Annotated in this window: 20 protein-coding genes and 1 tRNA gene; 10 read left to right on the forward strand and 11 right to left on the reverse strand. The window is 55.0% G+C overall.

Annotated features, from left to right (window positions below; all coding sequences use genetic code 11):
* Window positions 1-258: 258 nt before the first annotated feature.
* Window positions 259-684 carry an Hsp20/alpha crystallin family protein gene (locus GSF27_RS08015; RefSeq protein ID WP_160967708.1) on the forward strand — a complete coding sequence of 142 codons (426 nt, stop codon included), beginning with the start codon at window positions 259-261 and terminating at the stop codon, window positions 682-684.
* Window positions 685-736: 52 nt separating this feature from the next.
* Window positions 737-1,060 (forward strand): TraR/DksA C4-type zinc finger protein, encoded by a 324-nt coding sequence (locus GSF27_RS08020; protein ID WP_160967710.1) that lies wholly within the window; start codon window positions 737-739, stop codon window positions 1,058-1,060.
* Window positions 1,061-1,091: 31 nt separating this feature from the next.
* On the opposite strand, the gene folB is transcribed toward GSF27_RS08020, so the two are convergent.
* A complete protein-coding gene (gene folB / locus GSF27_RS08025; RefSeq protein ID WP_160967712.1) occupies window positions 1,092-1,466 on the reverse strand; it encodes a dihydroneopterin aldolase in 375 nt (124 codons plus the stop codon).
* A gap of 42 nt (window positions 1,467-1,508) precedes the next feature.
* Complete coding sequence (tsaD, locus tag GSF27_RS08030; protein WP_160967714.1) at window positions 1,509-2,537, reverse strand: tRNA (adenosine(37)-N6)-threonylcarbamoyltransferase complex transferase subunit TsaD; 1,029 nt, start codon at window positions 2,535-2,537, stop codon at window positions 1,509-1,511.
* Between the two features lie 243 nt (window positions 2,538-2,780).
* Here tsaD and rpsU point away from each other — a divergent pair, with 243 nt between their 5' ends.
* The 5 genes from rpsU (at window position 2,781) to GSF27_RS08055 (ending at window position 7,714) form a co-directional block, all read left to right on the forward strand.
* Window positions 2,781-2,996, forward strand: a complete 216-nt coding sequence (gene rpsU / locus GSF27_RS08035) for a 30S ribosomal protein S21 (RefSeq protein ID WP_160967716.1) — start codon at window positions 2,781-2,783, stop codon at window positions 2,994-2,996.
* Window positions 2,997-3,068: 72 nt separating this feature from the next.
* The gene (locus tag GSF27_RS08040; protein ID WP_370462593.1) at window positions 3,069-3,521 is read left to right on the forward strand and encodes a GatB/YqeY domain-containing protein; all 453 of its coding nucleotides are present in this window, start codon (window positions 3,069-3,071) and stop codon (window positions 3,519-3,521) included.
* Between the two features lie 70 nt (window positions 3,522-3,591).
* Window positions 3,592-5,547 (forward strand): DNA primase, encoded by a 1,956-nt coding sequence (gene dnaG, locus GSF27_RS08045; RefSeq protein WP_160967721.1) that lies wholly within the window; start codon window positions 3,592-3,594, stop codon window positions 5,545-5,547.
* 137 nt (window positions 5,548-5,684) lie between these two features.
* The gene (rpoD, locus tag GSF27_RS08050; RefSeq protein ID WP_160967723.1) at window positions 5,685-7,547 is read left to right on the forward strand and encodes an RNA polymerase sigma factor RpoD; all 1,863 of its coding nucleotides are present in this window, start codon (window positions 5,685-5,687) and stop codon (window positions 7,545-7,547) included.
* Between the two features lie 90 nt (window positions 7,548-7,637).
* Window positions 7,638-7,714: transfer RNA gene (locus GSF27_RS08055), tRNA-Ile, on the forward strand.
* Between the two features lie 131 nt (window positions 7,715-7,845).
* Here GSF27_RS08055 and GSF27_RS08060 read toward each other — a convergent pair.
* Genes GSF27_RS08060 through GSF27_RS08085 form a run of 6 tightly spaced genes read right to left on the reverse strand, consistent with a single transcriptional unit; the run spans window position 7,846 to window position 17,595 of the window.
* Window positions 7,846-11,088, reverse strand: coding sequence for a DEAD/DEAH box helicase (locus tag GSF27_RS08060; RefSeq protein WP_160967725.1), 3,243 nt, complete (start codon window positions 11,086-11,088; stop codon window positions 7,846-7,848).
* Window positions 11,085-11,882 carry a hypothetical protein gene (locus tag GSF27_RS08065; RefSeq protein ID WP_160967727.1) on the reverse strand — a complete coding sequence of 266 codons (798 nt, stop codon included), beginning with the start codon at window positions 11,880-11,882 and terminating at the stop codon, window positions 11,085-11,087. The genes GSF27_RS08060 and GSF27_RS08065 overlap by 4 nt, the downstream gene beginning before the upstream one ends.
* On the reverse strand, window positions 11,882-13,033 hold the full coding sequence (locus tag GSF27_RS08070) for a restriction endonuclease subunit S (RefSeq protein WP_160967729.1): 1,152 nt from the start codon (window positions 13,031-13,033) through the stop codon (window positions 11,882-11,884). Before GSF27_RS08070 ends, GSF27_RS08065 begins: the two co-directional genes overlap by 1 nt.
* A complete protein-coding gene (locus GSF27_RS08075; protein WP_237457460.1) occupies window positions 13,030-14,604 on the reverse strand; it encodes an N-6 DNA methylase in 1,575 nt (524 codons plus the stop codon). Before GSF27_RS08075 ends, GSF27_RS08070 begins: the two co-directional genes overlap by 4 nt.
* Window positions 14,605-14,624: 20 nt before the next feature.
* Window positions 14,625-17,015 (reverse strand): EcoAI/FtnUII family type I restriction enzme subunit R, encoded by a 2,391-nt coding sequence (hsdR, locus tag GSF27_RS08080; protein ID WP_160967731.1) that lies wholly within the window; start codon window positions 17,013-17,015, stop codon window positions 14,625-14,627.
* A 1-nt stretch (window position 17,016) separates the two neighbouring features.
* The gene (locus GSF27_RS08085) at window positions 17,017-17,595 is read right to left on the reverse strand and encodes a hypothetical protein (protein ID WP_160967733.1); all 579 of its coding nucleotides are present in this window, start codon (window positions 17,593-17,595) and stop codon (window positions 17,017-17,019) included.
* A gap of 298 nt (window positions 17,596-17,893) precedes the next feature.
* Between GSF27_RS08085 and GSF27_RS08090 the strand changes: the two genes are divergently transcribed.
* The 3 genes from GSF27_RS08090 to GSF27_RS08095 all read left to right on the forward strand — a co-directional run bounded on the left by GSF27_RS08090 (window position 17,894) and on the right by GSF27_RS08095 (window position 19,179).
* Window positions 17,894-18,421, forward strand: a complete 528-nt coding sequence (locus GSF27_RS08090; RefSeq protein WP_160967735.1) for a hypothetical protein — start codon at window positions 17,894-17,896, stop codon at window positions 18,419-18,421.
* A 276-nt stretch (window positions 18,422-18,697) separates the two neighbouring features.
* Window positions 18,698-18,835, forward strand: a complete 138-nt coding sequence (locus tag GSF27_RS17735) for a hypothetical protein (RefSeq protein ID WP_202410355.1) — start codon at window positions 18,698-18,700, stop codon at window positions 18,833-18,835.
* 113 nt (window positions 18,836-18,948) lie between these two features.
* A complete protein-coding gene (locus GSF27_RS08095; protein ID WP_160967738.1) occupies window positions 18,949-19,179 on the forward strand; it encodes a hypothetical protein in 231 nt (76 codons plus the stop codon).
* Window positions 19,180-19,478: 299 nt separating this feature from the next.
* On the opposite strand, the gene GSF27_RS08100 is transcribed toward GSF27_RS08095, so the two are convergent.
* From GSF27_RS08100 to GSF27_RS08110, 3 genes are all read right to left on the reverse strand, one after another.
* On the reverse strand, window positions 19,479-21,041 hold the full coding sequence (locus GSF27_RS08100) for a glycogen synthase (protein WP_160967740.1): 1,563 nt from the start codon (window positions 21,039-21,041) through the stop codon (window positions 19,479-19,481).
* Window positions 21,042-21,210: 169 nt separating this feature from the next.
* Window positions 21,211-22,482, reverse strand: coding sequence for a glucose-1-phosphate adenylyltransferase (gene glgC / locus GSF27_RS08105; RefSeq protein ID WP_160967742.1), 1,272 nt, complete (start codon window positions 22,480-22,482; stop codon window positions 21,211-21,213).
* Complete coding sequence (locus tag GSF27_RS08110) at window positions 22,482-24,968, reverse strand: glycogen/starch/alpha-glucan phosphorylase (RefSeq protein WP_160967744.1); 2,487 nt, start codon at window positions 24,966-24,968, stop codon at window positions 22,482-22,484. Before GSF27_RS08110 ends, glgC begins: the two co-directional genes overlap by 1 nt.
* Between the last annotated feature and the right edge of the window lie 10 nt (window positions 24,969-24,978).

Below are 24,978 nucleotides of genomic sequence, written 5' to 3' on the forward strand. Positions count from 1 at the left end.
TCTGCCTCCCGCAGGAGCCCGCTCCCGCGGGCTATCCTTTGGGGCCTTAACGGTCCCGGAGAAAAAGATCGCCCGCGGGAGCGGGCTCCTACGATTGCCTCACCCCTCGCCCCCAATCCCCTAGTCCCTAGTCCCTAGTCCCTAGTCCCTAGTCCCTCACCATTATTTGATCCAGCTCAACAACTTTCCGGTTTTTGCGCCGGATACTATCCTTGGTCGGGAATCCCACTGTTGGTTTCGTCAACCGAGGAGGTCGCTATGAGTCTTGTTCCCAGAGGTTCACTGTTCGATTTCGATCACTTTTTTGACAACTTCCGCACCCCGGCGATTTTCAGCGACAAGGAAGGCGGTCACCTGGTACCTCGCATCGAGGTCAAGGAGAAAGCTGACCAGTACCTGATCAGCGCTGAACTACCCGGCGTTAAGAAAGAAGACATCCACGTCACACTGGACAATGGCGTGCTGACCCTGGAAGCCGAGAGCCACCAGGAAGACAAGGAAGAGAAAGACGGCAAGATCATTCGCCAGGAACGTCGCTACGGCAGGTTTTCCCGTAGCTTCAACCTGGGCAGCGACGTGATGGACAGCGACATTAACGCCAAATTCGACAATGGCGTACTGACCCTGACCATCCCGCGCCATGAACTGCCGCCGCCCACCAGTCGCCGCATTGATATCAGCTGAAACCCGCGGGCGGCACTGCCGCCCGCATCACTCACAGGATCCGCGCGAACCTATGAACAACATCGAAGCCCGCAAGACGCTGCTGCGTCGCCAGCAGGAACTGTCAGCCCGACTCGCCACACTGGATGAGCACCTGCGCCGCAAGACCACCACCGGGGAGTGCGGGCAAAGCCAGGTGAGTGACAGTGACGACATGCTGGAAAAGCTGGCCGTTTACACCGCCAAAGAGCTGCTGCACGTAAAACACGTTTTGAAGAAACTGGGGGGACGCGCGCAGGGAATCTGCATCAACTGCGGCAACAAAATTGGCCACCAGCGCCTGCGGGCCGTACCGGACGCTGATCTGTGCCTGCACTGCGTCAACGGCACCCACTGACACAGCCGGTCTGACGTCGGCTCAGCGGACGTCAGACACCCGCCGGATCCGGAGTGCGCCGACCGCGCTCCAGCAACAGCCCTACCGCCTTCGCCTGCGGTACCGCCCCCGGCTTGCGCAGGCGCAACCGCAGCCACTCCACCGCAAACTCCGTCAGCACGATATCGCACACCTGCTCGGCCATGGCCTCCAGCAGCTGGAACTCGCTGCCCGAGATAAACTGGATCAGTCGATCCGCCACCGATTTGTAGTTGAGGGCATCCTCGATGTTATCCGAGGCCGCCGCGGCGCGATTGTCCCAGGCCATCTCCAGGTCCAGGCTCAGGGTCTGGTGCACCTGCCGCTCCCAATCGTAGATGCCGATAATGGCATCGATGCGCAGGTCTTCGATAAACACGATATCCATATAACCAGCTCCGGGTATGGGGTGACGCAATAAAATGACGGGTTACAGCGCCGGCAAGGTGTCCAGCGGCCAGCGCGGGGTGACCTTGACCGCCAAGTCCTGCCCCTGGCCGGCCAGCAGGCGCTGGGCACCGGCGTAGGCGATCATGGCACCGTTATCGGTACAGAACTCATGCCGGGCGTAAAAGACCCGGGCACCGATCTTGGCCAGTGCCGCTTCCAGCCGCTCCCGAAGCCGGGTATTGGCCGATACACCGCCGGCGATCACCAGGGTCTTGAAGCCGGTCTCCTGCAGCGCCCGCCGGCACTTGATCACCAGCGTATCCACCACCGCCTCCTGAAAGGCGCAGGCGATATCGGCGCAGGTCTGGTCATCGGGCAGACCATCTTCCAGTGCGTGCTCGGCGACCGTGTTGAGGGTATAGGTTTTCAGGCCACTGAAACTGAAGTCGAGGCCGGGGCGATCCACCATGGGACGGGGAAAGGTAAAGCGGGAAGGATCCCCCTTTTCCGCCAGTTTTGCCACCTGTGGCCCGCCCGGGTAATCCAGGTCCAGCATTTTGGCCGCCTTGTCGAAGGCCTCGCCGGCGGCATCATCGAGGGATTCCCCCAACAGCCGATACTGGCCAATGCCCTTCACCTCCACCAGCTGGGTGTGGCCGCCAGAGACCAGCAGCGCCACAAACGGAAACGCCGGCGGCTCCGCCTCCAACATGGGCGCAAGCAGGTGCCCCTCCATATGGTGCACACCAATGGCGGGCACACCCCAGCCATAGGCCAGGGCACGGCCGATACAGGCCCCCACCATCAACGCCCCCACCAGGCCGGGGCCGGAAGTGTAAGCCACCGCATCAATATCGCTCTTCTGCAGGCCGGCAGCCTCCAGCACCTCGTTGATCAGCGGCAGGGTCTTGCGCACATGGTCGCGGGAGGCCAGCTCCGGCACCACGCCGCCGTATTCGCTGTGCAGCGCGATCTGGCTGTAGAGCCGGTGTGCCAGCAGCCCGTTCTCGCTGTCATAGAGAGCGATGCCAGTCTCGTCACAAGAGGTTTCAATGCCCAGTACGCGCATGTTTCGGCCTTCCCACCCGGTAATTTTGTCTACCCTGCACCGGCAGCGCCGGTGCAGTTAATAATAGCCGCGCATGATAAACAGCCCCGGCCCCGGTAGCCAGCCACAGGAGCCTTTTCCACAACACCTAACTGCGTATTGCAGTCATGGGGGTAAGCGTATAAAATCTGCGCCCCTTAGATATCGAGTTGGATTCCGACCGGATCCAGCTCCAGGTGAATTGACTAGTAAACAGGTAACCCGATGCCAGCAGTAAAACTGAAAGAAAACGAACCATTTGATGTAGCCCTGCGTCGCTTCAAGCGCGCTTGTGAGAAAGCCGGCGTTCTGTCCGAAGTTCGCAGCCGCGAATTCTACGAGAAGCCCACCACCGTTCGTAAGCGTGCAGCTGCTGCAGCTGTTAAGCGTCACGCCAAGAAAGTACAGCGCGAGTCCCGCAAGTTCCAGCGTCTGTACTGATAGCTGCTACCCAGCTCTTGCAATTCACCTGATGCCGCAGGCCCTGCCTGCGGCATTCGTGCGTGGAGAATAATCTTGTCCAGTAGCCTCAAAGAAACCATCAAAGCTGCCATGAAGGAAGCAATGCGCGCCAAAGAGAAGGAGCGCCTGCAGACCATTCGCAGCATTCAGGCCGAAATCAAGCGGGTTGAAGTGGATGAACGCATTGAGGTGGAAGACGATCGCCTGCTGGCGATTCTCGACAAGATGTGCAAACAGCGCCGCGACTCGATCAGCCAGTACGAAGAGGCCGGCCGCGAAGACCTCGCCGCTATCGAACGCAGCGAGATGACTGTAATCCAGGAATTCCTGCCCGCCGCCCTGAGCGAGGCCGAACTGGACCAGATCATCGCCCAGGCTATTACCGACAGCGGTGCCGAAGGCGCCCGCGACATGGGTAAAGTGATGGGCCTGGTGAAGCCACAGGTACAGGGTCGCGCCGACATGGGCGCCGTCAGCCAGCGAGTGAAGGCCCTGCTGGGCTGATCCACCCCGCTCCAGCTCCCTGCCCCGCCCGAGTCTATCGGGCCACCTGAAAGGCCGCTACACTGTCGCGATGGCCGGACTAATCCCCCAAAGCTTTATTGATGACCTGCTGGATCGCATCGACATCGTCGATGTGGTGGACAGTCGCGTCAAACTGAAAAAGACCGGCAAAAACTACAGCGCCTGCTGCCCGTTTCACGACGAAAAGACCCCCTCCTTCACCGTCAGCCCCGACAAACAGTTCTATTACTGCTTTGGCTGCGGTGCCAGCGGCACCGCCCTGGGCTTCGTCATTGAACACGATCACCTCTCCTTTCCCGACGCCGTGGAAAGCCTGGCCCGCATGGCCGGCGTCGAGGTGCCGCGGGAGCAGCGCGACGAATCACCACAGCAAAAACTGCGCAAGGATCTCTACCAGGTACTGGAGCTGGCCGACAAACACTTCCGCCTGCAACTGCGCCAGAGCCCGGCGCGCCAGCACGCCATCAACTACCTGCAGAGCCGTGGCCTGAGCGGCGAAATCGCCCGCGACTTCGGCATCGGCTACGCCCCGCCCGGCTGGGACAACCTGCTCAAGGAGCTGGGCAAGAGCAGCGCCGAAGCGCGCCTGCTGACCGAGGCCGGCCTGCTGGTGGAGCGCCCCGAGGATGGCCGCCAGTACGACCGCTTCCGCAACCGCATCATGTTCCCCATCCGCGACGTGCGCGGCCGCATCATCGGTTTCGGTGGTCGTGTGCTCAGTGCCGACGAGAAGCCCAAGTACCTGAACTCGCCGGAGACCCCGGTGTTCCACAAGGGCAAGGAGCTCTACGGCCTGTTCGAAGCACGCCAGGCCAACCGCCAGCTGGATCGCCTGCTGGTGGTAGAGGGCTACATGGACGTGGTGGCACTGGCCCAGTTCGGCATCCGCTACGGCGTCGCCACCCTCGGTACCGCCTGCGGCGAGGACCACCTGGCCCTGGCCTTCAAATACACCCAGGAAGTGGTATTCTGCTTCGACGGCGACCAGGCCGGTCGCAACGCCGCCCGCCGCGCGCTGGAAAACAGCCTCGGCGCCATGCAGGACGGCCGCCAGGTGAAGTTTTTGTTCCTGCCCGACGGCGAGGACCCGGACTCACTGGTACGCCAGGTGGGTGCGGAGAAATTTTCCCGCATGGTGGATCTGGCGCTGCCGCTGGAAGACTTCCTGTTCGACAGCCTCGCCGATGGCATCGACATACAATCCATGGAAGGGCGCGCCCGCTACAGCAAACGCGTCGCCCCCATGCTGCACCGGCTGCCCAACGGCGTCTTCCGCGAACTGATGTTTGCCAGCCTGGCACAGCGCACCGGCCTGCCGCTGGACACGCTTATGGAACTGGTGGACGCGCCACCTGAGCCAACGGCTCCGACGCCCCCACCCCAGCCCTCTGCACGCCCGCAGAGGGTAGCGGAACCGCGGCAGCCTGCTCCGAACGCCGCGCCACCCGTGGACCAGGGCTACGACGAGCCCCCATCCTGGCTGCAGGAGCCGCAGCAGCTGCCGCCCCGACAGTCGCGACCGCGCCGGCAAGCGCCGCTGATCCCGGTCAGCAACGGCCCCATCCGTATGCCACCGGCCAAGCTGCTCTGCTCCATGCTGCTGCAACACCCGGAACTGGCCATCAACACCCCGGAGCTGCCCCACATTGGCGACAGCCCGGATCCGCAACTGCAGCTGTTCCTCCAACTGCTGCAACTGCTGCAACAGCGCCCCGGCCTCAGCCTGCCCGGCATTCTCGGCCGCTGGCGTGGCAGTCACGGCCAGCAGGCCACCAACCAGCTGGCGGAACTGGCGCAGATAGACCTCATCAACGCCGCCCGCCTCAGCGGCCAGTACGACGTGCAGCAGGAGTACCAGGACACCCTGAACCGGCTGGAAGCGCGTCTGGCACGGGAAAAACAGGGCTCACAGTTGGAAATCCTGCGTCGCAAGAACTTTAATGAGCTGAGCGAATCTGAGAAGCAGCTGATCCGGGAATACCATCAGGGCCAGCCAAAGCCCTGAAAGCCCCGTAATTCAAGGGCTCCAATGGCAGGATTCCCATGCAGCATTGCGTTTTAACCCCTTGAACTTATAGAACATGACGCAATAAATAGGCTATAATTTCATGTTTTCCGCCACCCAAGTGAACAGGGTCTCGAATGTCTGAACAGCAACAGTCCCGCATCAAAGAGTTGATTGCCCGCGGCAAGGAACAGGGTTATCTCACCTATGCCGAGGTGAATGACCACCTGCCGGAAGATATCTCCGATCCGGATCAGGTCGAAGACATCATCCAGATGATCAACGACATGGGCATCCAGGTCTTTGAAACCGCTCCCGATGCCGACACCCTGCTGATGACCGACGGCGACTCGTCTGCAGACGAAATTGCCGCCGCTGAAGCAGCCGCAGCCCTGGCCGCCGTGGAGACCGAAGCCGGTCGCACCACCGACCCCGTGCGCATGTACATGCGTGAAATGGGTACTGTCGAGCTGCTGACCCGCGAAGGCGAAATCGCCATCGCCAAGCGCATCGAAGAGGGCACCCGCGAGCTTATGCACGCCATGTCCTACTGGCCCGGCACCGTGCAAGCCCTGATCGAAGAGTTCGCCCTGGTTGAGAAAGAGGAGCGCCGCCTCCCCGACGTTATCGCCGGCTGGCTCGACCCCGCTGACGAAGTGCCCGAAGGTGCGCAGGCCGAGGCCCCGCAAGCGGCCAGCGCCAGCACAGCCAAGAGTGACGACAGCGATGACGACGAAGACGAAGATGGCGATGACTCCGCCTCCGACGACGACGAGACCACTTCCGGCGTAGACCCGGAGGAGGCCAAGGCCCGCTTTGGCGAACTGGCCAAAGCCGCTGCCGCCGTTGACAAGATCCTGAAGAAAGGCGGTCGTGACAGCAAGCAGGCCGAGAAGGCACTGGCTGCCCAGGGCGATCTGTTCAAATTCTTCAAGCTGCCACCACGTCAGTTTGACCCACTCTATGCCAACGTTCGTGGCAGCCTCGACCGTGTGCGCGCCGAAGAGCGCCGCATCATGGAGCTGTGCGTACGTCACGCCAAGATGCCGCGCAAGACCTTCATCAAGGAGTTCCCCGGCAACGAGATCAACGAAGAGTGGATCCCCAACATCATCGGCAAGAAGCGCGACTATTCCGACGCTCTCAAAGCCGTGTGTGACGAAGTGGTTCGCGCCCAGCGCAAACTGAAGCAGATCGAGGAAGAGTGCTCCCTCGACCTGGCCAGCGTCAAAGAGATCAACCGTCGCATGTCCATCGGCGAAGCCCGTGCCCGCCGCGCCAAGAAAGAGATGGTGGAAGCTAACCTGCGTCTGGTGATCTCCATTGCCAAGAAGTACACCAACCGCGGCCTGCAGTTCCTCGACCTGATCCAGGAAGGCAACATCGGCCTGATGAAGGCGGTGGACAAGTTCGAATACCGTCGCGGCTACAAGTTCTCCACCTACGCCACCTGGTGGATCCGTCAGGCCATCACCCGCTCCATCGCCGACCAGGCGCGCACCATCCGTATTCCGGTACACATGATTGAGACCATCAACAAGCTCAACCGTGTCAGCCGCCAGATGCTGCAGGAGATGGGTCGCGAGCCCACCCCGGAAGAGCTGGGTGAGCGCATGGACATGCCGGAAGACAAGGTACGCAAGGTCCTGAAAATCGCCAAAGAGCCAATCTCCATGGAGACGCCCATCGGCGACGACGAAGATTCGCATCTGGGTGATTTCATCGAGGACAACACCATTGTCTCGCCGGTGGATTCTGCAACCACCCACGGCCTGCAGGAAGCCACCCGCGAAGTACTGGCCGGCCTCACCGCCCGCGAAGCCAAAGTACTGCGCATGCGTTTCGGTATCGACATGAACACCGACCACACCCTGGAAGAAGTGGGCAAACAGTTCGATGTCACCCGTGAGCGCATCCGTCAAATCGAAGCCAAGGCGTTGCGCAAACTGCGCCACCCTTCCCGCTCCGATCACCTGCGCAGCTTTATCGACGAGCAATAAGGCCACTGGCCAGATTCAACGGGGCGCTTTATAATGCGCCCCGTTGTCTTTCTAAGTGTTTGAATATCAAGGACTTAGAAACGAGATTACGGGCCTATAGCTCAGTTGGTTAGAGCATCCGACTCATAATCGGCAGGTCGCTGGTTCAAGTCCAGCTGGGCCCACCATCTATCGAAAATAGCCTCCGACCCCGGGGGCTTTTTTGTGTCTGGGCGTTGGGCGGGGGATTGCTCGTTAAGCGCCCGGGCTCCAGTGAGCGCAGACTGCGGAACCAGGTCTAAAAACTCTCGACCCTCAACTAAACCTCGCCAGAAAGCTGCTTCCAGACTTTAAGGTAGTCCTCCCCGGACAAAACTGAATTCTCTGGCTTTAGTCGTGCCCAGTCTTCAATTCTGAGAGCTTTCAGATACTCACCTGCTTTACGGGGTGATAAAGAAACACTAGCACCATCACCCGCCTGCGCCCTGAAATCTTCTCCTGCTCGCTCAGCGATGCTTCTAGGTACACTGTTCATGCGCATCAGGACAGCTTCTTCAGTTTGAACACCGTGATAAAGCATAGCAGGCAGATTATTTAACCTGCGCTTTTCTTCATCCGTCATATTCTCGAAGTCGAGCCCTGATGTAGGCATCTTACTCAGTGCCGAAAGCCCCCAAGCACCATTGTTCGCCAAATCTCGGTATACCGCTCTACAAGCCTTCGAGATTTGATCAGTCAGTGTGTCACCCTGGAAATAGGTTTTAGCGATGGATTCTATGGAGCTACCAGTTACCCAAGCTTGGGTAATATCCGCTAGCTTGCGATAACTATTGCCTTCGCCTTTGCTGATATCGCGCAATCCATCCTGTAGTTGAGGGACACGCATCATGATTCCCATAAGAGCAGGCAGCACGGATTGAGCTTTATCGCCAAACAGACTCGACGGCTCCCAATCTGCAAGCGTTAGTTTGTTCTCAAGGTTATTCAAGTCTAATAACGTTGAGCGAACACCCTCTGGAGAAAATCCTGTTACGTCTGCAAGAGAAGCGTTTTCTGGATGCTCAGCAAGTCTACGCACATACCCTTTGGTAGCTTCAAGCAAGGCATCGGCTTTTTCCTGTGAAGCTTGATCCGCCTTTGCTCGAAGAGAACCAAATCCATAAGTATTTCGAAGTAACTGCTCTGCTTCTCCAATTACTGCATCGAGGTTGCGTTTCTCATTCCACAGATGAGCGATATAGCTTCGAAAGTCTGCCCATTGCTCTTCTTGAATAACGATTGATAGATTTGCCAAGTTACCGGAGGCCTGCAATTCATTCAGCATCTCCTCAAGTCGAGATACCAGTGCCGCGGTAGCATCACTGACATACTGGCGAATCTCATTTGGCTGCGATCCCGCTGCAATACCGACAACACCAACACTATCGTGACCAATTCGACCAGCACGTCCGGCTAAGTTCCAGAATGCTCTATGCGACATCTCATTGCCGTAAGGCAGCTTTCTTGTCGCCAGGAAGACTGAAGAAACGGGAAAATTGAGTCCCTGTGCAATCGTCGTTGTCGCGCACATAACACGAACATGGCCAGCCTCGGTGAGCCACTCGATCAAAGACAGTGCTTCCGCTGGCAAGCCAGCATGATGAACCACGACGCCTTTTGACAGCATATCGATCAGCTCAAAGTCTTCGCTGATTTCTGCCACCAAGAAACGCTGAACCAGCTTTATGTCATCGTGGACTTGCACATAAGGGTCAAGCTCTGCTGCCACTTTACGGGCAATACTCCAGGCATCTGGAATCGTCTGGGCAACGGCGATACTGGTTCCCCTCTTAGAGAAAACCTTTGCCATTGATACAGCCTGAGTTGCCAATCCTTTAGCATTTGAATAAGTTAAATTCTGCAACGGACGATTGCCATCAACGTGATGAACTCCCTTAAGGTGTATCGTACGTTGAGTCGTTGTTAGCGTCTCAAAACTTAAATTCCAATCTCCGCGTTTCTCACCCTTGTGTATATTGAAAAGCCCTACGATTCGTTCGTTCGGCTGCCAGGCTGAAGTGCCGAGACTGATACTCCTTCCACGATCTGCGGCTAACCACTGAGCGAGATCATTGGCATTAGGAACAAAAGGCATCAACAATAGAAAATTAGCCCGAGGCGATTCTTGCTTAATCGTGGCTAGCAACAGCTCAATTCTTAATCCTCGGGATTCGTCTTCGATATTGTGCGCCTCATCCATCACCACCAAAGCCAGCGGACGAGCAACCTTTTTATTCCTCATCACCAACTGAAGTTTTTCAGGCGTGGCTACCAACACCTGAAATGCACGAGCCTCGCCTAACAGCGCTTCTTCAAATGCATCTACTTCCACAGCTCCGGTTAGAGGCTCTACCTGTATACCAAGCGGACCAAAGTCCTCTCTCAGTCGCCGTGTAATCTGTGATACGAGGGCTCGAGTGGGAGCCACATAGGCCACCCAACCATCATCCAAATCAAATTGATTGAGTGCTTGCAGCATCCTGAACTGAGCAAGCGCAGTCTTTCCGCCTGATGTGGGCAGATCGACAATCACCGCTCTGCTTGCCTGGTCCAATAAGCCCTGCTCTTGGAGAGCTGCCCTTTGTGGCGGTAGCAATTCAAACAAGCTCTTATGTTTTGTGACATGAGAAACAAAGCGTGTCACACGGGAGTTCACTGTATGAGCGACCCACCACAAAGACCCTGCGACCATCTTTCGACTGGTGACATGCAACCAACGCAAAATCATCTCTAGTTGTGGGTCTTTGGATGCTTGAGCTGCCTTTTGTGCAGCCTCAAAGTGCTGATCCAGTTGAGCATCTATTGCTACAGGCTCCCCCTGGAGCATATAGACAGCAAGTCGCTCAGTTGCCTTCGCCCAGTGATAGAGCGCAACCAAACGCATAGCGATACTCTGGGCTTCAGCTCCCTGAGTTTGCTCTAACAGAGCTTTCTCATGATTTGCCTGATCATTACGAAGCCCAAGCACTATCTCGGAAACCTGATCAAGATCATCCCAGCGATTCTTGCGCAGCAAACGCAACCAGCAATCAAAAATCCGATACAGCAAACGCTTATCCCATGAAGCACCGGCCACACTTGGCACATCTAAAGCGTTGCGCTGCTCTTCAAACCAGCGACGCAAATCAGTCCAGCGGTCTCCACAGTAAGCAAGCCCTGCAACATGCAGAACGTGAAATAGTCGTGCCTCATTATCATTGGGTATTGGTAGTACGCGGAAGAAGCCAAAAGCGCGGTAAGCGCCTGCCTGTGCCAGTTCACGAAGGTGTTTATTGCCTTGATTTGCGACAGGATGCAGTAATGCACCAAGGCCTTCGATAGCTGCCAATTCATAGGCTGTCGCCACCCGTTCCAGCAAATCGGTATCAAACTCAGCTTGCGGATGCTCAAGCAAATTACCTAAGGCAACATCAACCAGGCGCAGCTCAGCCATCTCCATAGCCCGCACACGAAGCTCATCGCCAATGGACTGCACGGCCCAATGTTGATCAACCTGTATTAAGTGCTCTTGCGAAAGTGTCATGACGCTTCCCTCATGACAGCTTGAGCGCGACCAGATAGGCTACTGATGGCGTTAAGAGGAAGATACAAAGCATACATTTCAATATCAGTCTGCTGCGGGCAGTTCGCTGCCAACGCCCTCGCACGCCCAGAAATATCTAAGGCGTTTGGCTCAATATCGCGCACCAACACACCATAAACCGCGACATCCGTTGTATCGGAGCTCAAATAGCGCTTTGCTGCACTTTTAAACATAGGCTCCCAGCCTGCTCGCACGGCATGATGACCCAGATAACGGCAGAGCGCATCTTTCACTTTACGATTGTCACGTAATCCAAAGAGTTGGCCACCCAAGCTTGTCATAACACTCGGTGGTGATTGGTTATGCTCAGAGGTCTTAACTTCACCAAAGGCAAACCGGTAGGGAAGCGCCTCATCATCCACAGGCTGAAAACCGGTCAGATCACAACCTGCTGGACTGGCATTCGGGTTCTTCAAGTCACGGCCAGTGGGCCAAGGAAAAACACAATCGCCTTTATCCGCCACAAAGGCCTCGGCTATGGCCTCACCCACACGCCAATTATTGGGAACCGTATCATCGGCAAGGAGCTCTCGAAGCCCCTCTTGCTCAAACTCTGTGCTAACGACGCTACCTAGCAGCTCCTGTAGCTCATCATTACCCGCTGTATCCTGCAGAATTTCCTTCACCGGCCCAGACAAAATCTCACCCACTTGCTCATCGTCATAGGACAAGCCATGGGCAATGACAGGCGGAGTGCCAGTATCATAGGAAAGTTGAGGAACGGGCATCGGCATTACACCAATTCTCCTTTGAACGCCTTATCCAAAACAGAAGGCATAAGCGCCTCCAGCTCAATCTCATTCTCAGATTGTGCTTGTTTGATTTTCGCGACATAACTCTGAAGTTGATTAAACCAAAGCTGTTTGTCGTAGTCAGGGACAGGGACTTCAATTTTTTCCAACTTTTTAAGTCCCAGTGTACGATTCCTTCCCGCTCCTCCGGGTGAAGCTAGTTGAATTTTTTCAAGGCCTTCAGATGTTAGGAAGTAGAAACAAAGAAAATCAGATGTCACTACACCTGGCTTAGGTAGACACGTAATAAAACGATGCGACCCTACGCGACCTTCATCTTCATCTTTAACCACCGCTATCGCGCCCTCCCAAGCAAATACATTGCTAAACACCAAATCCCCAGGGATCATTTGGTAGAGCTGCTTTGTTCCAACCTCCATTCCATCCAAAATCGGCTTATGGAAAGTACCATTTCCGAAGCAGCGGACTCCCAACTCGGGATACTCGGCGCTCACATCAACATCAACTTTTCTTCGTTCAAGCGGTGCAACCTCTGCCATAGGCCTATAATCAGCACCTTCAATGATTTTATGGAAGGCACTGGTTAGCATCGCCTGCCCGTCGTCTAGCATTGAAGACCTTAGATTTTTAGTTTCTTCCAGCTTACCAAGAATCAAATCGAGCTTTTCTACAACGGTCTTTTGCGTTGTTAAATCAGGGAGTGGAATTTCTATGTTATAGAACCGATCTTCCTTTAAACGAACACGGTTGGTGGTACCTTCACTTGCCCTTTTGCAGGCATCAACAAAAAAATGAGTTTTGCTGATCAACTCCAAGAATCTTGGCAGTATCTTTTCTTGTCTTGGAATAAATACTGGAAAATCATTGGTTACAACTGCACCCTCTAATTCTGCCGGAACCAAGCCGCATGCCCCATGCCTCGCGTCAATACGAGAAATGATAAACTGCCCCTCGGAAACTGATAAACGTCGTGAGGAACCGATTTCGCTACCGGACTTCACGCCGCGGAGATTAACTCCTTTGCCCCAAAGCCTTACAGTTACTTCCATATAGTCATGATCAGGCTCAACTTCGATCCAAGCCTCCGATTTATCGAGCACTGAGCCAATATTTACTAATGGCCAAGAGCTCATAATTTAACACCCTTGAGTAAATGCTCTTTAATTTCAGCCATTAGACGAGTTACCTTGACCTCCTTCTCCATCATAGCGCGAAGGAGATCTTGAGGGTCTTTGTGCTCCATTGCCTCAAGACTATTTGGATTTTTAATATCCAAATTAACTGAAACAAGCTTTCCGGCGCCATCATATTTAATGATGTCATTAGCTTTGATAGCCCATGCGTGACAATTCTCAGAGCGGCTAGACCACCACTTCAAACATTCTTCGAACTCGAAGTACTCCATTGGTTTTGTCTTTGTATACTTCTTTCGGCCTTCAGGCGTAGGGATTTGGTAATACCAAATATCCTCTGTCGGACCCGAGCGATCAAAGAACAATAAATTCCCGGCTATATCGGTATAGGGAGCAAAAACCCCTTCAGGCAGCCTAACAATAGTATGAAGATTAAAGTTTTTGAGTAACTCTTCTTTAATCCTTGCGCATACGCCATCACTAAAAAGCGTTCCATTCGGCACTACAACAGCTGCTCGACCACCATTATCAGAACCATGACCGGGACGTTTGAGCTTACGCATGATCAACTGAAGAAACAGCATGGCGGTTTCAGCGGTTTGCATGTCTTCAGGAAAGTTGCCGAGAATGCCTTTTTCTTCTTCGCCACCAAAGGGAGGGTTAGTCAGAATAACGTCTACGCGATCCTTATCCCCCATTTCACGCAACGGAAAGCGCAAGCTGTTTTCTGGATCAATTCTCGGATACTCCAGGCCATGCAATAACAGATTCATTTGAACCAGCAAATAAGGAAGTGATTTTGCCTCGCCCCCATAAATGCTGCTTTCTTGTAATACCTCTCGATCTTCCACTGTGTTACATTGGCGCTCTAAATGCTCAAAAGCTTCAACCAAAAATCCGCCCGTGCCACAGGCCGGATCAAGTACGGTTTCGCCGAGTTGTGGATTGGTCACTTCAACCATAAAGCGAACCACTGGGCGCGGCGTGTAAAACTCGCCGGAATCGCCAGCGGCATCACGCATTTCGCGCAACATGGTTTCGTAAAGGCGGCTCAGGGTATGCATTTCCTCAGATGAGTTGAAATGTATGCCATTAATTTTGTCTACCACATCACGTAGTAAATAACCGTTGATCATACGGTTCTGCATACCTTTAAAAACCATCGCGATAACATCTCGGCGATCGCCTCCGTTCTCACCTTGCAAGCTCCGCAAGTAGGCGAACAGCCCAATTCCACGAGTTCCATTCGGGCGAACAGCTTCATCATTATTGATAAACGCGATCAGCTCATCACCGGTGATGCCGCCCTCTATGGCAGCCCAGTCACGCCAACGGTATGGCGCTTCAATCGCTGGCTGGAATTTTTTACCTTCTAGTACGGCCTTTGTTTCCCTCATTTGCTCTAAATCGTCGAGAAATTTAAGAAACATTATCCATGTCAGCATTGGCAGGCGATCTAGATCACCATTTAAGCCTTTATCTTTACGCATGATCTGCCGGGACGACTTAACGATAGCGCCCAGCTGTTGAGCAGTCGTCATTGGCTGGTCAGCTTTTTTTGTTCGTGCCATAAATAGATTTGTCGCTTATGTTATTGCTCGGTATAGAGCAGTGTTTGTAATTGATCCACGGCTGTTTTCATTTGTAGAGCGCCGCCAAAGAGGTTGGCTATCTCTATCACATTGCCATACTCAGAAATGGGCGGTACCTGGAGCGAATCAGGGATACTGAATTGCTTGGGGCCGTGATCTGTATACTTATCTAACAGGGTAGTTAATATCTTGCGCGCTTCCGGACCATACTGATCGAAGAAATCTGGTTTATTTTTCTGCAAATAGTCTGCGCGCTGCTTTCTGGTTCGAAGTGGCGCATTAAAAGCAATATGACATAGCAGATCCAATGGGTCCGCTTCAGGCTTCCCAGACTCATTGGCTAAATCATCAAACTGTATTCCCCGCTCTTGCAGCTCCAGTATCACTTCTTCACGCTTAACAGGATCTGCCCATCGATCTTTTAGTTCATCCAGAGATGAAAAGAGTGTTTTGACTTTCTCTGCGGTGTAATCGGTGTACTGTATAACACGAAGCTGCTTGCCTTCCTCGTCTAGCTCATAAACCAAATGCGAGGTTATTTTTATACTTCCGCCATCAACGTAATACTTCCGTGGTTCGTCATTGCCGTCGCCAGCATTGACCCCAGAATCTTGCCCAACGTCATAGTCGCCGCGCTCTTCGGCTACAGCCGGATCATCGGTTTCGCTGATAATGGTTTCTTCGTGAATCTCATCACCGGCCGCGTCAATGACAACCTCATCTTCAATTTCTGGGTAGCCATCAAAACCGGGATCTGCAAAATTTTGTGTGGCTGAGCCTGTATAATCGATGATGTTAAACCACAATTTACCGTAGTCTTCTCGCAGCCGTGTTCCTCGTCCTACGATCTGTTTGAACTCGCTCATAGAATTCACGACACGAGCAAGCACCACATTTTTACAGGTCGGCGCATCCACACCTGTGGTTAGTAGTTGTGAAGTCGTCAATATAACTGGCGCAGTGGTTTCCAGCTCCTGAAAGCGACTTAAATGACCTTTACCTATAGCGCCCTCTTCCGAGGTCACGCGTGCGACATAATCAGGGTACTTACGAACGAGATCAGCATTCAAATTACTCAAAGCCCGTCGCATTTCGTCAGCGTGCTCCTGATCGACACAGAAGACGATTGTTTTTGCAAAACGATCAGTTCGAGCCATGAAATCTGACAAATGCTTTGCGAATGCTTCAGTTCTCATTCTCAGTGCAATCACACGCTCAAAATCCTTAGTTTGATATTCTCCATCGGGTATTTCTCTCCCGTATCGGTCGACATCCCCCCTACTTGGACGCCACCCGACGGCATCGACCTCCGAAACAACTCTATGAACCCGATAGGGCGCAAGGAATCCATCCTCAATACCCTTCTTGAGACTATAGGTATAAATGGCTTTACCAAAATAGCGGTACGTATTTCGACTATCTTCTCGAAGAGGTGTTGCGGTCATACCTATCTGATAGGCCGGCTCAAAATATTCTAGAATTTCTCGCCAGTTACTGTCGTCTCTGGCACTTCCCCGGTGACACTCATCAATAATAATCAGATCAAAGAAGTCAGAGGAGAACTGCTTATATAGTCCCGGCCTTCGTTCGTCACGGGCAATTGATTGGTAGGTAGAGAAGTAAATTTCTCGGCTTTTTGTTATTTTACCTCCTTCAATTTTGTAGCGTGCATCGCCAAAAGGGGCGAAAGTTTTATCTTTAGGATCGTCAACGAGAACATTCCTATCCGCTAAAAAAAGAACCCGTGGCTTCCTGTACTCGCCAGATATATTCCATCGTGCACTCCAAAGCTTCCAGCAAATCTGAAAGGCAACCACCGTCTTTCCAGTGCCGGTAGCCATAGTAATCAAGGCGCGTTTTTTGCCTTGCAACACTGATTGGACAGCGCGATTAATAGCAATCTGCTGGTAATAACGAGGCGTATACCCAGAGACGTGATGATAGGGCGTCAGTAGTGTATCGGCGCCACTCTTATCGATGCTCGCATCTTCGCATAGCCTTTTAAATAATTCATCTGGAGTAGGAAAACGAGAGACCAGGCTCTCCTCTCCCGTCGTAAAATCAAACTCCAAAATCTCATGGCCGTTTGTAGAGTAGGCAAACTTCAGTCCCAAACTTATGGCATAATCCTTCGCTTGCTGAAGACCTTGACCAACAGAGGATTTTTCAGGCTTCGCCTCCACAACTGCTATCGTAAAGTCACGCGTATATTTGAGCAAATAGTCGGGGCGCTTACGTTTTCCACGCTTTACCATCTTCCCATGAACAGTAATTCTACCGTCTGTAAATGTTTTCTGCTCTGTAATCGCATGAGGGAGCTTATCCCAGCCAGCCTCTTTAATTTTTGGAGTGACGTAAACTCGACAGGTATCCGCTTCTTCTAAAGACATACTATTTTTCTTCCCTGCTAACTTCCAGATCCCAACTGTCCCTTTCGCTCATCCAGTCAACATCACGCTCAACAGAATGAAGCTCGATTCCGTACGGCTCAGCAACCTGCCACTCTCCTTGGCGTCGAACCAGGCCCAGCGTTGCAGAAACATAAAAGGTGGAACCGTGGAACACGTCGTCTGGGTCCTGCTCGCCGCAGTACTCAAAAGAGATCTCTGTATACAGCGCCCCCGTCCGCTCATCAAAATCAACGTCGGTAGCCACTAAGTTATCTACCACGAACCCGGATGCATTGGTCATTGCAATATCGCTTGAAAGAGCGTCCTCGACCAAAGAATCTATGGCCTGGAAAACATCCTTTTCATAGACAACCTCCTTCAGGTCGTCAGTCCCCAGTGCTGCACGCATCAAGCGCACTTCCCTTGGGTCCCGTTTCGCAACGGTCGCCAGATCATGATAGCTACTGAAGCCCGACTGCTTTGCGACCGACTCAAGGGCTGCTGAAAGCTGGAGGCCATGCTCACTGGCCAGTTCTTTGGCTTGAGACTTGAGGATATTGATACAGCTGAATTTAGACATAACACTGATTCCGTCGGCGCTGTCATTCAGTTGCTTGCTAACCATATGCGCCTTGGTCGAGTGCTACATACAGATATGTGGGGTTGTGCAGAATGGTGCAGAGCTTCGCCAGTGCAAGCGGCAGGCTTCCATCAAGCCTGGAACCAAGATAACCGATGCCCCGACTGCGTCGCAACTAATTTCTGAATACCGTGCACGCTTATTTCACCTTCATCTCCAGCCGCGCACCTCCTGGTATCTTATATGGAGGCCATTCAAGGTCTCCGTAATCATTCACTAAGATACCCCGGAGGCCACTATGGCGACCAAGAAACAACCCACCGATAAACCATCCCGCATCCTCAAGAAGGGCACCTGCCCTCAGCTCTCCCGTACCACAGATGCTGAACTGACCTACAACATCGGCTACAGCGACAGTTCCCATGCCCTCTTCATCCGTATCACTGCCAACTCTGGTGGTGGCTTCTTCAGCAACGAATGGATTGCCCTGGAGGCCATCACCAATGTCATTGAGGTACTGCCCCGCAAAGAGCCTTTCCCGGCGCTGGTGCTGAAACCCCTCTACCAATCCCGTGGAGCCAACAACCACGGCTTTCTGGCGGCTGCATTGCGTCAGGAGGGCATATTGGTGGCGGTGGATACCAAGCCCTACCTCAACCTCTTCGGCGGCATGAAGGCGTTCTCAGACGGTATTGGCAAGCTGATCCAGAACAACACCGCTCTGGAAGATGAGGTGGCCCTGCATGAAGCCGAAGTGGAGGCCAAGCGTGAGGCGCTGATTGCTCAGGTGAAAGCTGCTGCAGGTAAGGCACCCCGCAAGAAGTAACCCTCAACGCCCCCTGTTCATTTTCTGAGCAGACTCTCACTTCACATTACGCAAAACGTCCCTTTAGCGACATGCAAAGTTTCGCCTGTTGCACCCCCTCCCCCCACCTCCACCACCTTTCCGTCTCATCTGTCACTCCCGGTTGCTGCAGGCCTTGTGCCGTGTGGCCTCTGGGGTCTGTCGGCTGCGGATCGGGCAATGGCAGGGGGGTGGAGGGGGTGCACCTGCGGCAAACTCCGCGACCGCTCCAGGGGCCGTATCCATGGAGAAGACCTTATGAACCATCCCCATCAAGCCCGAGGAAGCCGTTACGTCGCTTACCTGCGGGCATCCACCCAGAAGCAGGGACAGTCCGGTCTGGGCCTGGAAGCGAAGAAAGCGGCCACTGAAGAGTACCTGACTGTCTTGAATTGATCAGTGAGCGCAGACCGGGAAGATACAACAGCAATTCCCCAGAAGCCGTCTACACTGGAAGGATCAGATTATAGCGATCTCTAAATATAACGAGTGAAGGTCAGGAGAAAGTTATGGACATGCCGCACATGCGCTCCCTCTACCAAATCGGCCGAATCAGCAACGTCATGGCCATCCCCAACAACAAGGACGGCAGCTGGCACGTCGACTGCTGCGACCTCTGGGGCCACGTTCTCCACCTCACCACCGCCTCCGGCGAAGTCTGCCGATTCCCCTCATTGGAGTCGGCATCAGAAGCGGCGCATGATATCGGGTTTCAAGTGGTGCAGGTGGTAGAGCACTGAGGGGCACGGCGACAGTCCGGCGCCCTACCTGCCGATGGCCATAGCCACCATAGCCTGTGTAACGGAAGTCTGATCTAACGGAGGCTCGCCACTGGCGGGCACGGGGTCGGGCCATGGTTCGGTGCCGATCTGCCTCCAGACCGGCACGGCTGGTTCGTTAGAGCAATCTGCTTCGAGTGGAAGCGACCGGGTGCTCATCAACAAAAATGCACACAGGGCCTCGGCTCGCAGGGGACAAACAGGCCTTAGCCTGTTTGGATTCACTCCAGCCGGGCAAGATCACCATCCCCTCTCATCCATCACTTCGCATACAACAGCTGCTCATACTCCATCGCAGACTGATCCCACAAAAACCTCGACGCCGCCGCATTGGCCTTCAACTCGCTCCAGGCCTGGGGATTGTCGGAATACAGCGCCACAGCTGTTGTCGTAGTCTCGATAAACGCCGCCGCCTTGCTCGCCATATCCCGACCGGTGAAGGTAAAGCCATTGTGGCCATCAATTACCGTATCCTTCAGCCCCCCGGTGGCGTGGGCAATACAGGGCATGGCACCGCGCATGGCCAGCATCTGGCTGATGCCACAGGGCTCGTAGATGCTGGGCATGACGAACAGGTCGGCGTAGTTGTAGAGCGCGTTGGCCAGTGCTTCCGAGTAGCCATTGAGGAACAGGAAGTTGTCGTGGCTGGCCATGCAGCGGGTAAACAGCCGGTCATATTCCGGGTCGCCGCTGCCCACCATGATGAAGATACCCTGCTGCAGGCGCGACAGCAGCTCTTCCAGTACGGTGTGCTGACCATAGGGTGCTATCAACATCCCCAGCTTCTGGTAGGTCATGCGGCCAATGGAGAGCAGTACCGGCAGGTGCGGTTTGCGCCGCTTGCGCCAGTGGCTGAGCTTGCGCAGGGCAAAGTAGTAGCTGGCGGAGTGATTGTGTGAGCTGCTGTTGGCGAGAGAGGCCCACTTGTCCAGGCACTCATCCATTAACTGGTAGAGTGCCTTGCTGTCCAGTTCCGGCAACGGATGGCTGTAATCGCAGCCATTGAGAATGCCGAACAGGCGATTTTCCGCTTTCGCCTGCAGCAGGTCCGCTTCCAGCCCCTCGCCACCAACCACCGCTTCCTCCCAATGGCTGGGCTGGAGAATCTCCTCGGCATAGGTGGGGGAGACAGTGTTCACCTTGTCTGCCAGCCGAATACCGGCGCGCATAAAGTTCACGCAGTCGTGGCTGAAATGATCGCCCACATCGCGGACGTCATAGGCCAACCCGGGAAACCAGCTCTGCAGCGAGGAGTCATCCCCCTGCAGTGGCCTGACCCCCTGAATGGAGAGGTTATGTATGGAATAGACGGTGCGCGCCGACTGCAGCGCACGATAGGCCGGTGCGTACTGGCGCAGGATTAACACATTGGCACTGTGCCAGTCGTGGCAGTGAATTACGTCGGCCGCCGGCAATACCTTTTGTACCAGTGCCTCACACACCGCGCTGCAAAACAGCGCGAACTTGTGAGCATCGGTGGCAAAGGGGCCGTAATGGTCAGAGACGTAGATAGCGCCTGCACCGCCCGCCGAAAACAACCAGTGCTCCAGCACATAGTGAGTGACATTGGGGTGGGAGTCCTTGGAGGCTGCCACACGAAACAGCTCAAGGGATTGCGAGCCACCGGAGAAAGGCGCATTGAACGTGGTAACCCGTGTTGCCCGGTCGTTGGCCGCGAGGATGCCGTAGCCGGGGCTGATCACCGACACGGTGTGCCCCCTGGCGGCCAGTGCCAATGGCAGGTCCCGGACCACATCACCCAGGCCGCCAACCTTGCCCCCCGCAAGGGCGTCGTTCTCCGCCGCCACCATTAAGATATGCATACTATTCCTTACAACTTCGGCGACTCTCTGCACAGCCTGATTTTACACAGCCTTGTTTTATACAGCCTTGGTCGAAATCGTCTTACTCAACAGTGGTTCACACAGAACCACTTTTCCGGATGGATACAAAAGACCGGTAAGCGCCAGCCGCTAAGGCCGGCCCCCGCCATTAGCCGAGACTGCCCACCTGCTGACCAAGCATCTCCCGGGTGACCAGGGTGACCCCTTTGGCAGTCACGCGAAAGCCACGGCTTACATCCTCCTCTTTGTTGAAGCCGATTTCCATACCTTCGGGGATGACACAACCACGATCAATGATCACCCGCTTCAGCTTGCAGTGGCGCTCAACGGTCACTTCCGGCAGCAGCACCGCCTCCTCGATCAGGGAGTAGGAGTGAATACGCACATTGGAAAACAGCAGGGATTTTCTCACTATTGACCCAGAGATGATGCAGCCACCTCCGACAATGGAGTCGTAGGCCGCCCCTCGCCGCTGATCATCGTCAAAGACAAATTTGGCCGGTGGCAGCTGCTCCTGGAAAGTCCAGATGGGCCATTTTGCATCATAGAGGTTCAGTGACGGGGTGGGATCCACCAGCTCCATATTGGCTTCAAAGAATGAATCCAGTGTGCCCACGTCACGCCAGTAAGGGGTTGTCCCCAGGGCCGGATCATTGAAGCGATAGGCGTATACCTTGTGCTCCTTGATGATGGACGGAATGATGTTCTTGCCAAAGTCGTGATCCGAACTCACATCCTCGGAGTCGTAGCGCAGCTGCTCAAACAGGAACTCGGTCTTGAAGACATAGTTACCCATGCTGGCCAGGCAATGGTCCGGCCTGTCCGGCAGCGGATCCGGCGCTGCCGGCTTCTCGCTAAAATCCAGGATCCGGTCTTCGGTATCGACTGTGATCACACCGAAAGCCCCTGCCGCGTCCTCTATGGGTACCTCCATACAGGAGACCGTCATATCCGCCCCGGTTTCCACATGGTGCGCGAGCATGTCACCGTAGTCCTGGCGATAGACATGGTCACCGGACAGCACCAGGACGTACTCCGGGATTTCGCCGCGGATAATGTCGATGTTCTGGTACACCGCGTCGGCCGTGCCCATATACCAGTTGTCGGAAAAGCGCTGCGAGGCGGGCAGGATCTCAATTCCCTCTCCCAGCTCCTTCTTGAAGTGACCCCAGCCACGCACCAGGTGCTTGATCAACGAGTGAGCCTTGTACTGGGTCACCACGCCCACCCGCCGCACACCGGAATTGATGCAATTGGAGAGGGGGAAATCAATAATGCGGAACTTGCCCCCGAAATAGAGCGCCGGCTTGGCGCGCCAGTCGGTTAGCTCGTGCAGGCGCGAGCCGCGGCCGCCCGCCAGAATAAGGGCGTAGGTGTTACGGGTTAAGTTACTGACATACCTGGGTCCTGGAGTAATCATTATCGCTTTAGTCTCCATATTTCATCGGCGTATTGGCCAATCGTGCGGTCACTGGAAAACATCCCGCTGCTGGCCGTGTTCAAAATACTTTTTCTGGTCCACAGTGCCTTTTGCTGATACACCTCCCCGACTGCCACTTGGGCGTCTGTGAAGCTCCTGAAATCTGCCGCGGTTACCCACTGATCGTGGGGATCGCGAATGGTATTGATGATCGGGTTAAAGATGCCCGGCTCGCACAGGTTAAAGTGGCCGGACTCCAGCAGGTGCATCACCGATTTCAGGTCCGAATCGCTCTCGATAATGCTGTCGGGGTCGTAGCTTTTCCGTACCTGCTCCACCTCATCGGCTTTCAGGCCAAACAGGAAAAAGTCCTCTTCCCCCACCGCGTCGCGAATCTCGATATTGGCACCGTCGAGAGTGCCAATGGTCAGGGCACCGTTCATCATGAACTTCATATTGCCGGTGCCGGAGGCCTCCTTGCCCGCCGTGGAGATCTGCTCCGACAGGTCCGTGCCGGCACAGATCATCTCCATGGCGGTAACCCGGTAGTTGGGCAGGAAGGCCACTTTCAGCAGCTTGTCCGCCAGCGGCTCGGCATTGACCACCTCCGCCACACTGTTGATCAGCTTGATGATCAACTTCGCCATAAAGTAGCCCGGTGCCGCCTTGCCGCCGATCAGCACGCAGCGGGGCACCATGCCCTCGGTATCGCCGCGCATGATGCGATCGTACAGGTGAATCACATGCAGGATATTGAGCAGCTGCCGCTTGTACTCGTGAATCCGCTTCACCTGCACATCGAACATCATGTCGGTGTCGAAGCTGACCCCGCAGGCACACTCCACCATCTCTGCCAACAGGGTTTTGTTGTGTTTCTTGACCGCCATCCATTTTTTCTGGAAAGCCTTGTCGTCAGCCAGGGGTTTCAGTTGCTGCAGCTGATCCAGGTCGGTAAGCCAGCCCTCGCCAATGGTTTTGTTGATCAGGCTGGCCAGTTGCGGGTTGCAGAACCCCAGCCAGCGTCGTGGCGTGACACCATTGGTCTTGTTGTTGAACTTCTCCGGCCACAGCTCATAAAAGGTTTTGAACAAACCACTTTTTAACAGCTCGGTATGCAGTGCCGCCACACCGTTGACCGAGTGACTGCCCACAATTGCCAGGTAGGCCATGCGTACCTGTGGCTCACCTCCCTCCTCGATGATGGAGAGCTCCCTGAGCTTGCCCTCGTCGTGTGGCCAATGGGATGACACCTGGCGCAGGAAGCGCGCGTTGATCTCGTAAATAATTTCCAGCAGGCGTGGCAGCATGTCCCGGAACAGACGCACCGGCCAGCGCTCCAATGCTTCCGGCAACAGCGTGTGGTTGGTGTAGGCCATGGTGGAGCGGGTGATCTCCCAGGCCTCATCCCAGCCCATGCCGTAGTCGTCCATCAACAGGCGCATCAGCTCCGCCACCGCAATGGCCGGGTGGGTGTCGTTCAGCTGGAAGCAGTTCTTGTCCGCAAAACCCTCAAAGGTGTCTCCGTTGCGCTGCCTCCAGCGAATAATCACATCCTGCAGGCTGGCAGAGGAGAGAAAATACTGCTGCCGCAGCCGCAGAACCTTGCCGTTCTCGCTGACATCATTGGGGTACAGCACCATGGAGATCTGTTCGGCCTCGTTCTTGGCCGCCACAGCTTCGGTATAGCTGCCCTGGTTGAATTGATCCAGTTTGAATTCGTCGGTGGCCGAGGCTTTCCACAAGCGCAAGGTATTTACGGTGTTGTTGCGGTAGCCGGGTATGGGCATGTCGTAGGGCACTGCCAAGACGTCGTCGGTATCCACCCACTGCACCCGCAGGTTGCCATCCGCGTCCGCGTGCGTCTCCGTGTGGCCGTGGAATTTGATGCGACGAATATTCTCCGGCGCCTCGAACTCCCACGGGTTGCCCTCCTTCAGCCATTGATCCGGCAGTTCGATCTGGTAACCATCCTTGATCTTCTGGTGGAACATGCCGTAGTCATAGCGAATACCATAACCGGTAACCGGTAACTCCAGGGTGGCGCAACTGTCGAGAAAGCAGGCCGCCAGACGCCCCAGACCACCATTGCCCAAGCCCGCGTCCCGCTCTTCCTGCGCCAGCTCTTCCAGGGTCACGCCATAGTCTTTCAGTGCCTTGCGCAGGGCTTCATCCATATCGAGGTTGAGCACCGCATTGGTGAGCGTTCTGCCCATCAGGAATTCGAGGGAGAGGTAGGCAACCCGCTTTGGCTTTTCGGTGGCGTACTTGTCGCGGGTGGCACGCCAGCGCTCAACCAGGCGATCCCGTATGGTGAGGGCGGCAGCGTTGTAGAGGTAGAGGTGACTGCCCTCCACGGGATCCTTGCCCAGGGTGAGGTTCAGGTGGCGGTCGAGATCTGTGGCAAAGGACTTCGCATCCAGGCCCAGCCACTCTTTACCGGCGCTCTTGCCGGACGATTTTTCAGGCGATTTACCAGACTTGCCCATTGAACTAGTA

The organism is Pseudomaricurvus sp. HS19, assembly GCF_009857815.1.
Taxonomy (GTDB): Bacteria; Pseudomonadota; Gammaproteobacteria; order Pseudomonadales; family Cellvibrionaceae; genus Pseudomaricurvus.

What these genes read in the sequence shown, in the direction of transcription:
- GSF27_RS08070 (WP_160967729.1), bottom strand. Translation starts at nt 13,033, where the DNA reads ATGAGCTCTTGGCCATTAGTAAATATTGGCTCAGTGCTCGATAAATCG.
- GSF27_RS08075 (WP_237457460.1), bottom strand. Translation starts at nt 14,604, where the DNA reads ATGGCACGAACAAAAAAAGCTGACCAGCCAATGACGACTGCTCAACAG.
- GSF27_RS08110 (WP_160967744.1), bottom strand. Translation starts at nt 24,968, where the DNA reads ATGGGCAAGTCTGGTAAATCGCCTGAAAAATCGTCCGGCAAGAGCGCC.
- GSF27_RS08020 (WP_160967710.1), top strand. Translation starts at nt 737, where the DNA reads ATGAACAACATCGAAGCCCGCAAGACGCTGCTGCGTCGCCAGCAGGAA.
- hsdR (WP_160967731.1), bottom strand. Translation starts at nt 17,015, where the DNA reads ATGTCTTTAGAAGAAGCGGATACCTGTCGAGTTTACGTCACTCCAAAA.
- dnaG (WP_160967721.1), top strand. Translation starts at nt 3,592, where the DNA reads ATGGCCGGACTAATCCCCCAAAGCTTTATTGATGACCTGCTGGATCGC.
- GSF27_RS08100 (WP_160967740.1), bottom strand. Translation starts at nt 21,041, where the DNA reads ATGCATATCTTAATGGTGGCGGCGGAGAACGACGCCCTTGCGGGGGGC.
- GSF27_RS08015 (WP_160967708.1), top strand. Translation starts at nt 259, where the DNA reads ATGAGTCTTGTTCCCAGAGGTTCACTGTTCGATTTCGATCACTTTTTT.
- GSF27_RS08090 (WP_160967735.1), top strand. Translation starts at nt 17,894, where the DNA reads ATGGCGACCAAGAAACAACCCACCGATAAACCATCCCGCATCCTCAAG.
- GSF27_RS08095 (WP_160967738.1), top strand. Translation starts at nt 18,949, where the DNA reads ATGGACATGCCGCACATGCGCTCCCTCTACCAAATCGGCCGAATCAGC.
- rpoD (WP_160967723.1), top strand. Translation starts at nt 5,685, where the DNA reads ATGTCTGAACAGCAACAGTCCCGCATCAAAGAGTTGATTGCCCGCGGC.
- GSF27_RS08065 (WP_160967727.1), bottom strand. Translation starts at nt 11,882, where the DNA reads ATGCCGATGCCCGTTCCTCAACTTTCCTATGATACTGGCACTCCGCCT.
- tsaD (WP_160967714.1), bottom strand. Translation starts at nt 2,537, where the DNA reads ATGCGCGTACTGGGCATTGAAACCTCTTGTGACGAGACTGGCATCGCT.
- GSF27_RS08085 (WP_160967733.1), bottom strand. Translation starts at nt 17,595, where the DNA reads ATGTCTAAATTCAGCTGTATCAATATCCTCAAGTCTCAAGCCAAAGAA.
- rpsU (WP_160967716.1), top strand. Translation starts at nt 2,781, where the DNA reads ATGCCAGCAGTAAAACTGAAAGAAAACGAACCATTTGATGTAGCCCTG.
- glgC (WP_160967742.1), bottom strand. Translation starts at nt 22,482, where the DNA reads ATGATTACTCCAGGACCCAGGTATGTCAGTAACTTAACCCGTAACACC.
- GSF27_RS17735 (WP_202410355.1), top strand. Translation starts at nt 18,698, where the DNA reads ATGAACCATCCCCATCAAGCCCGAGGAAGCCGTTACGTCGCTTACCTG.
- folB (WP_160967712.1), bottom strand. Translation starts at nt 1,466, where the DNA reads ATGGATATCGTGTTTATCGAAGACCTGCGCATCGATGCCATTATCGGC.
- GSF27_RS08060 (WP_160967725.1), bottom strand. Translation starts at nt 11,088, where the DNA reads ATGACACTTTCGCAAGAGCACTTAATACAGGTTGATCAACATTGGGCC.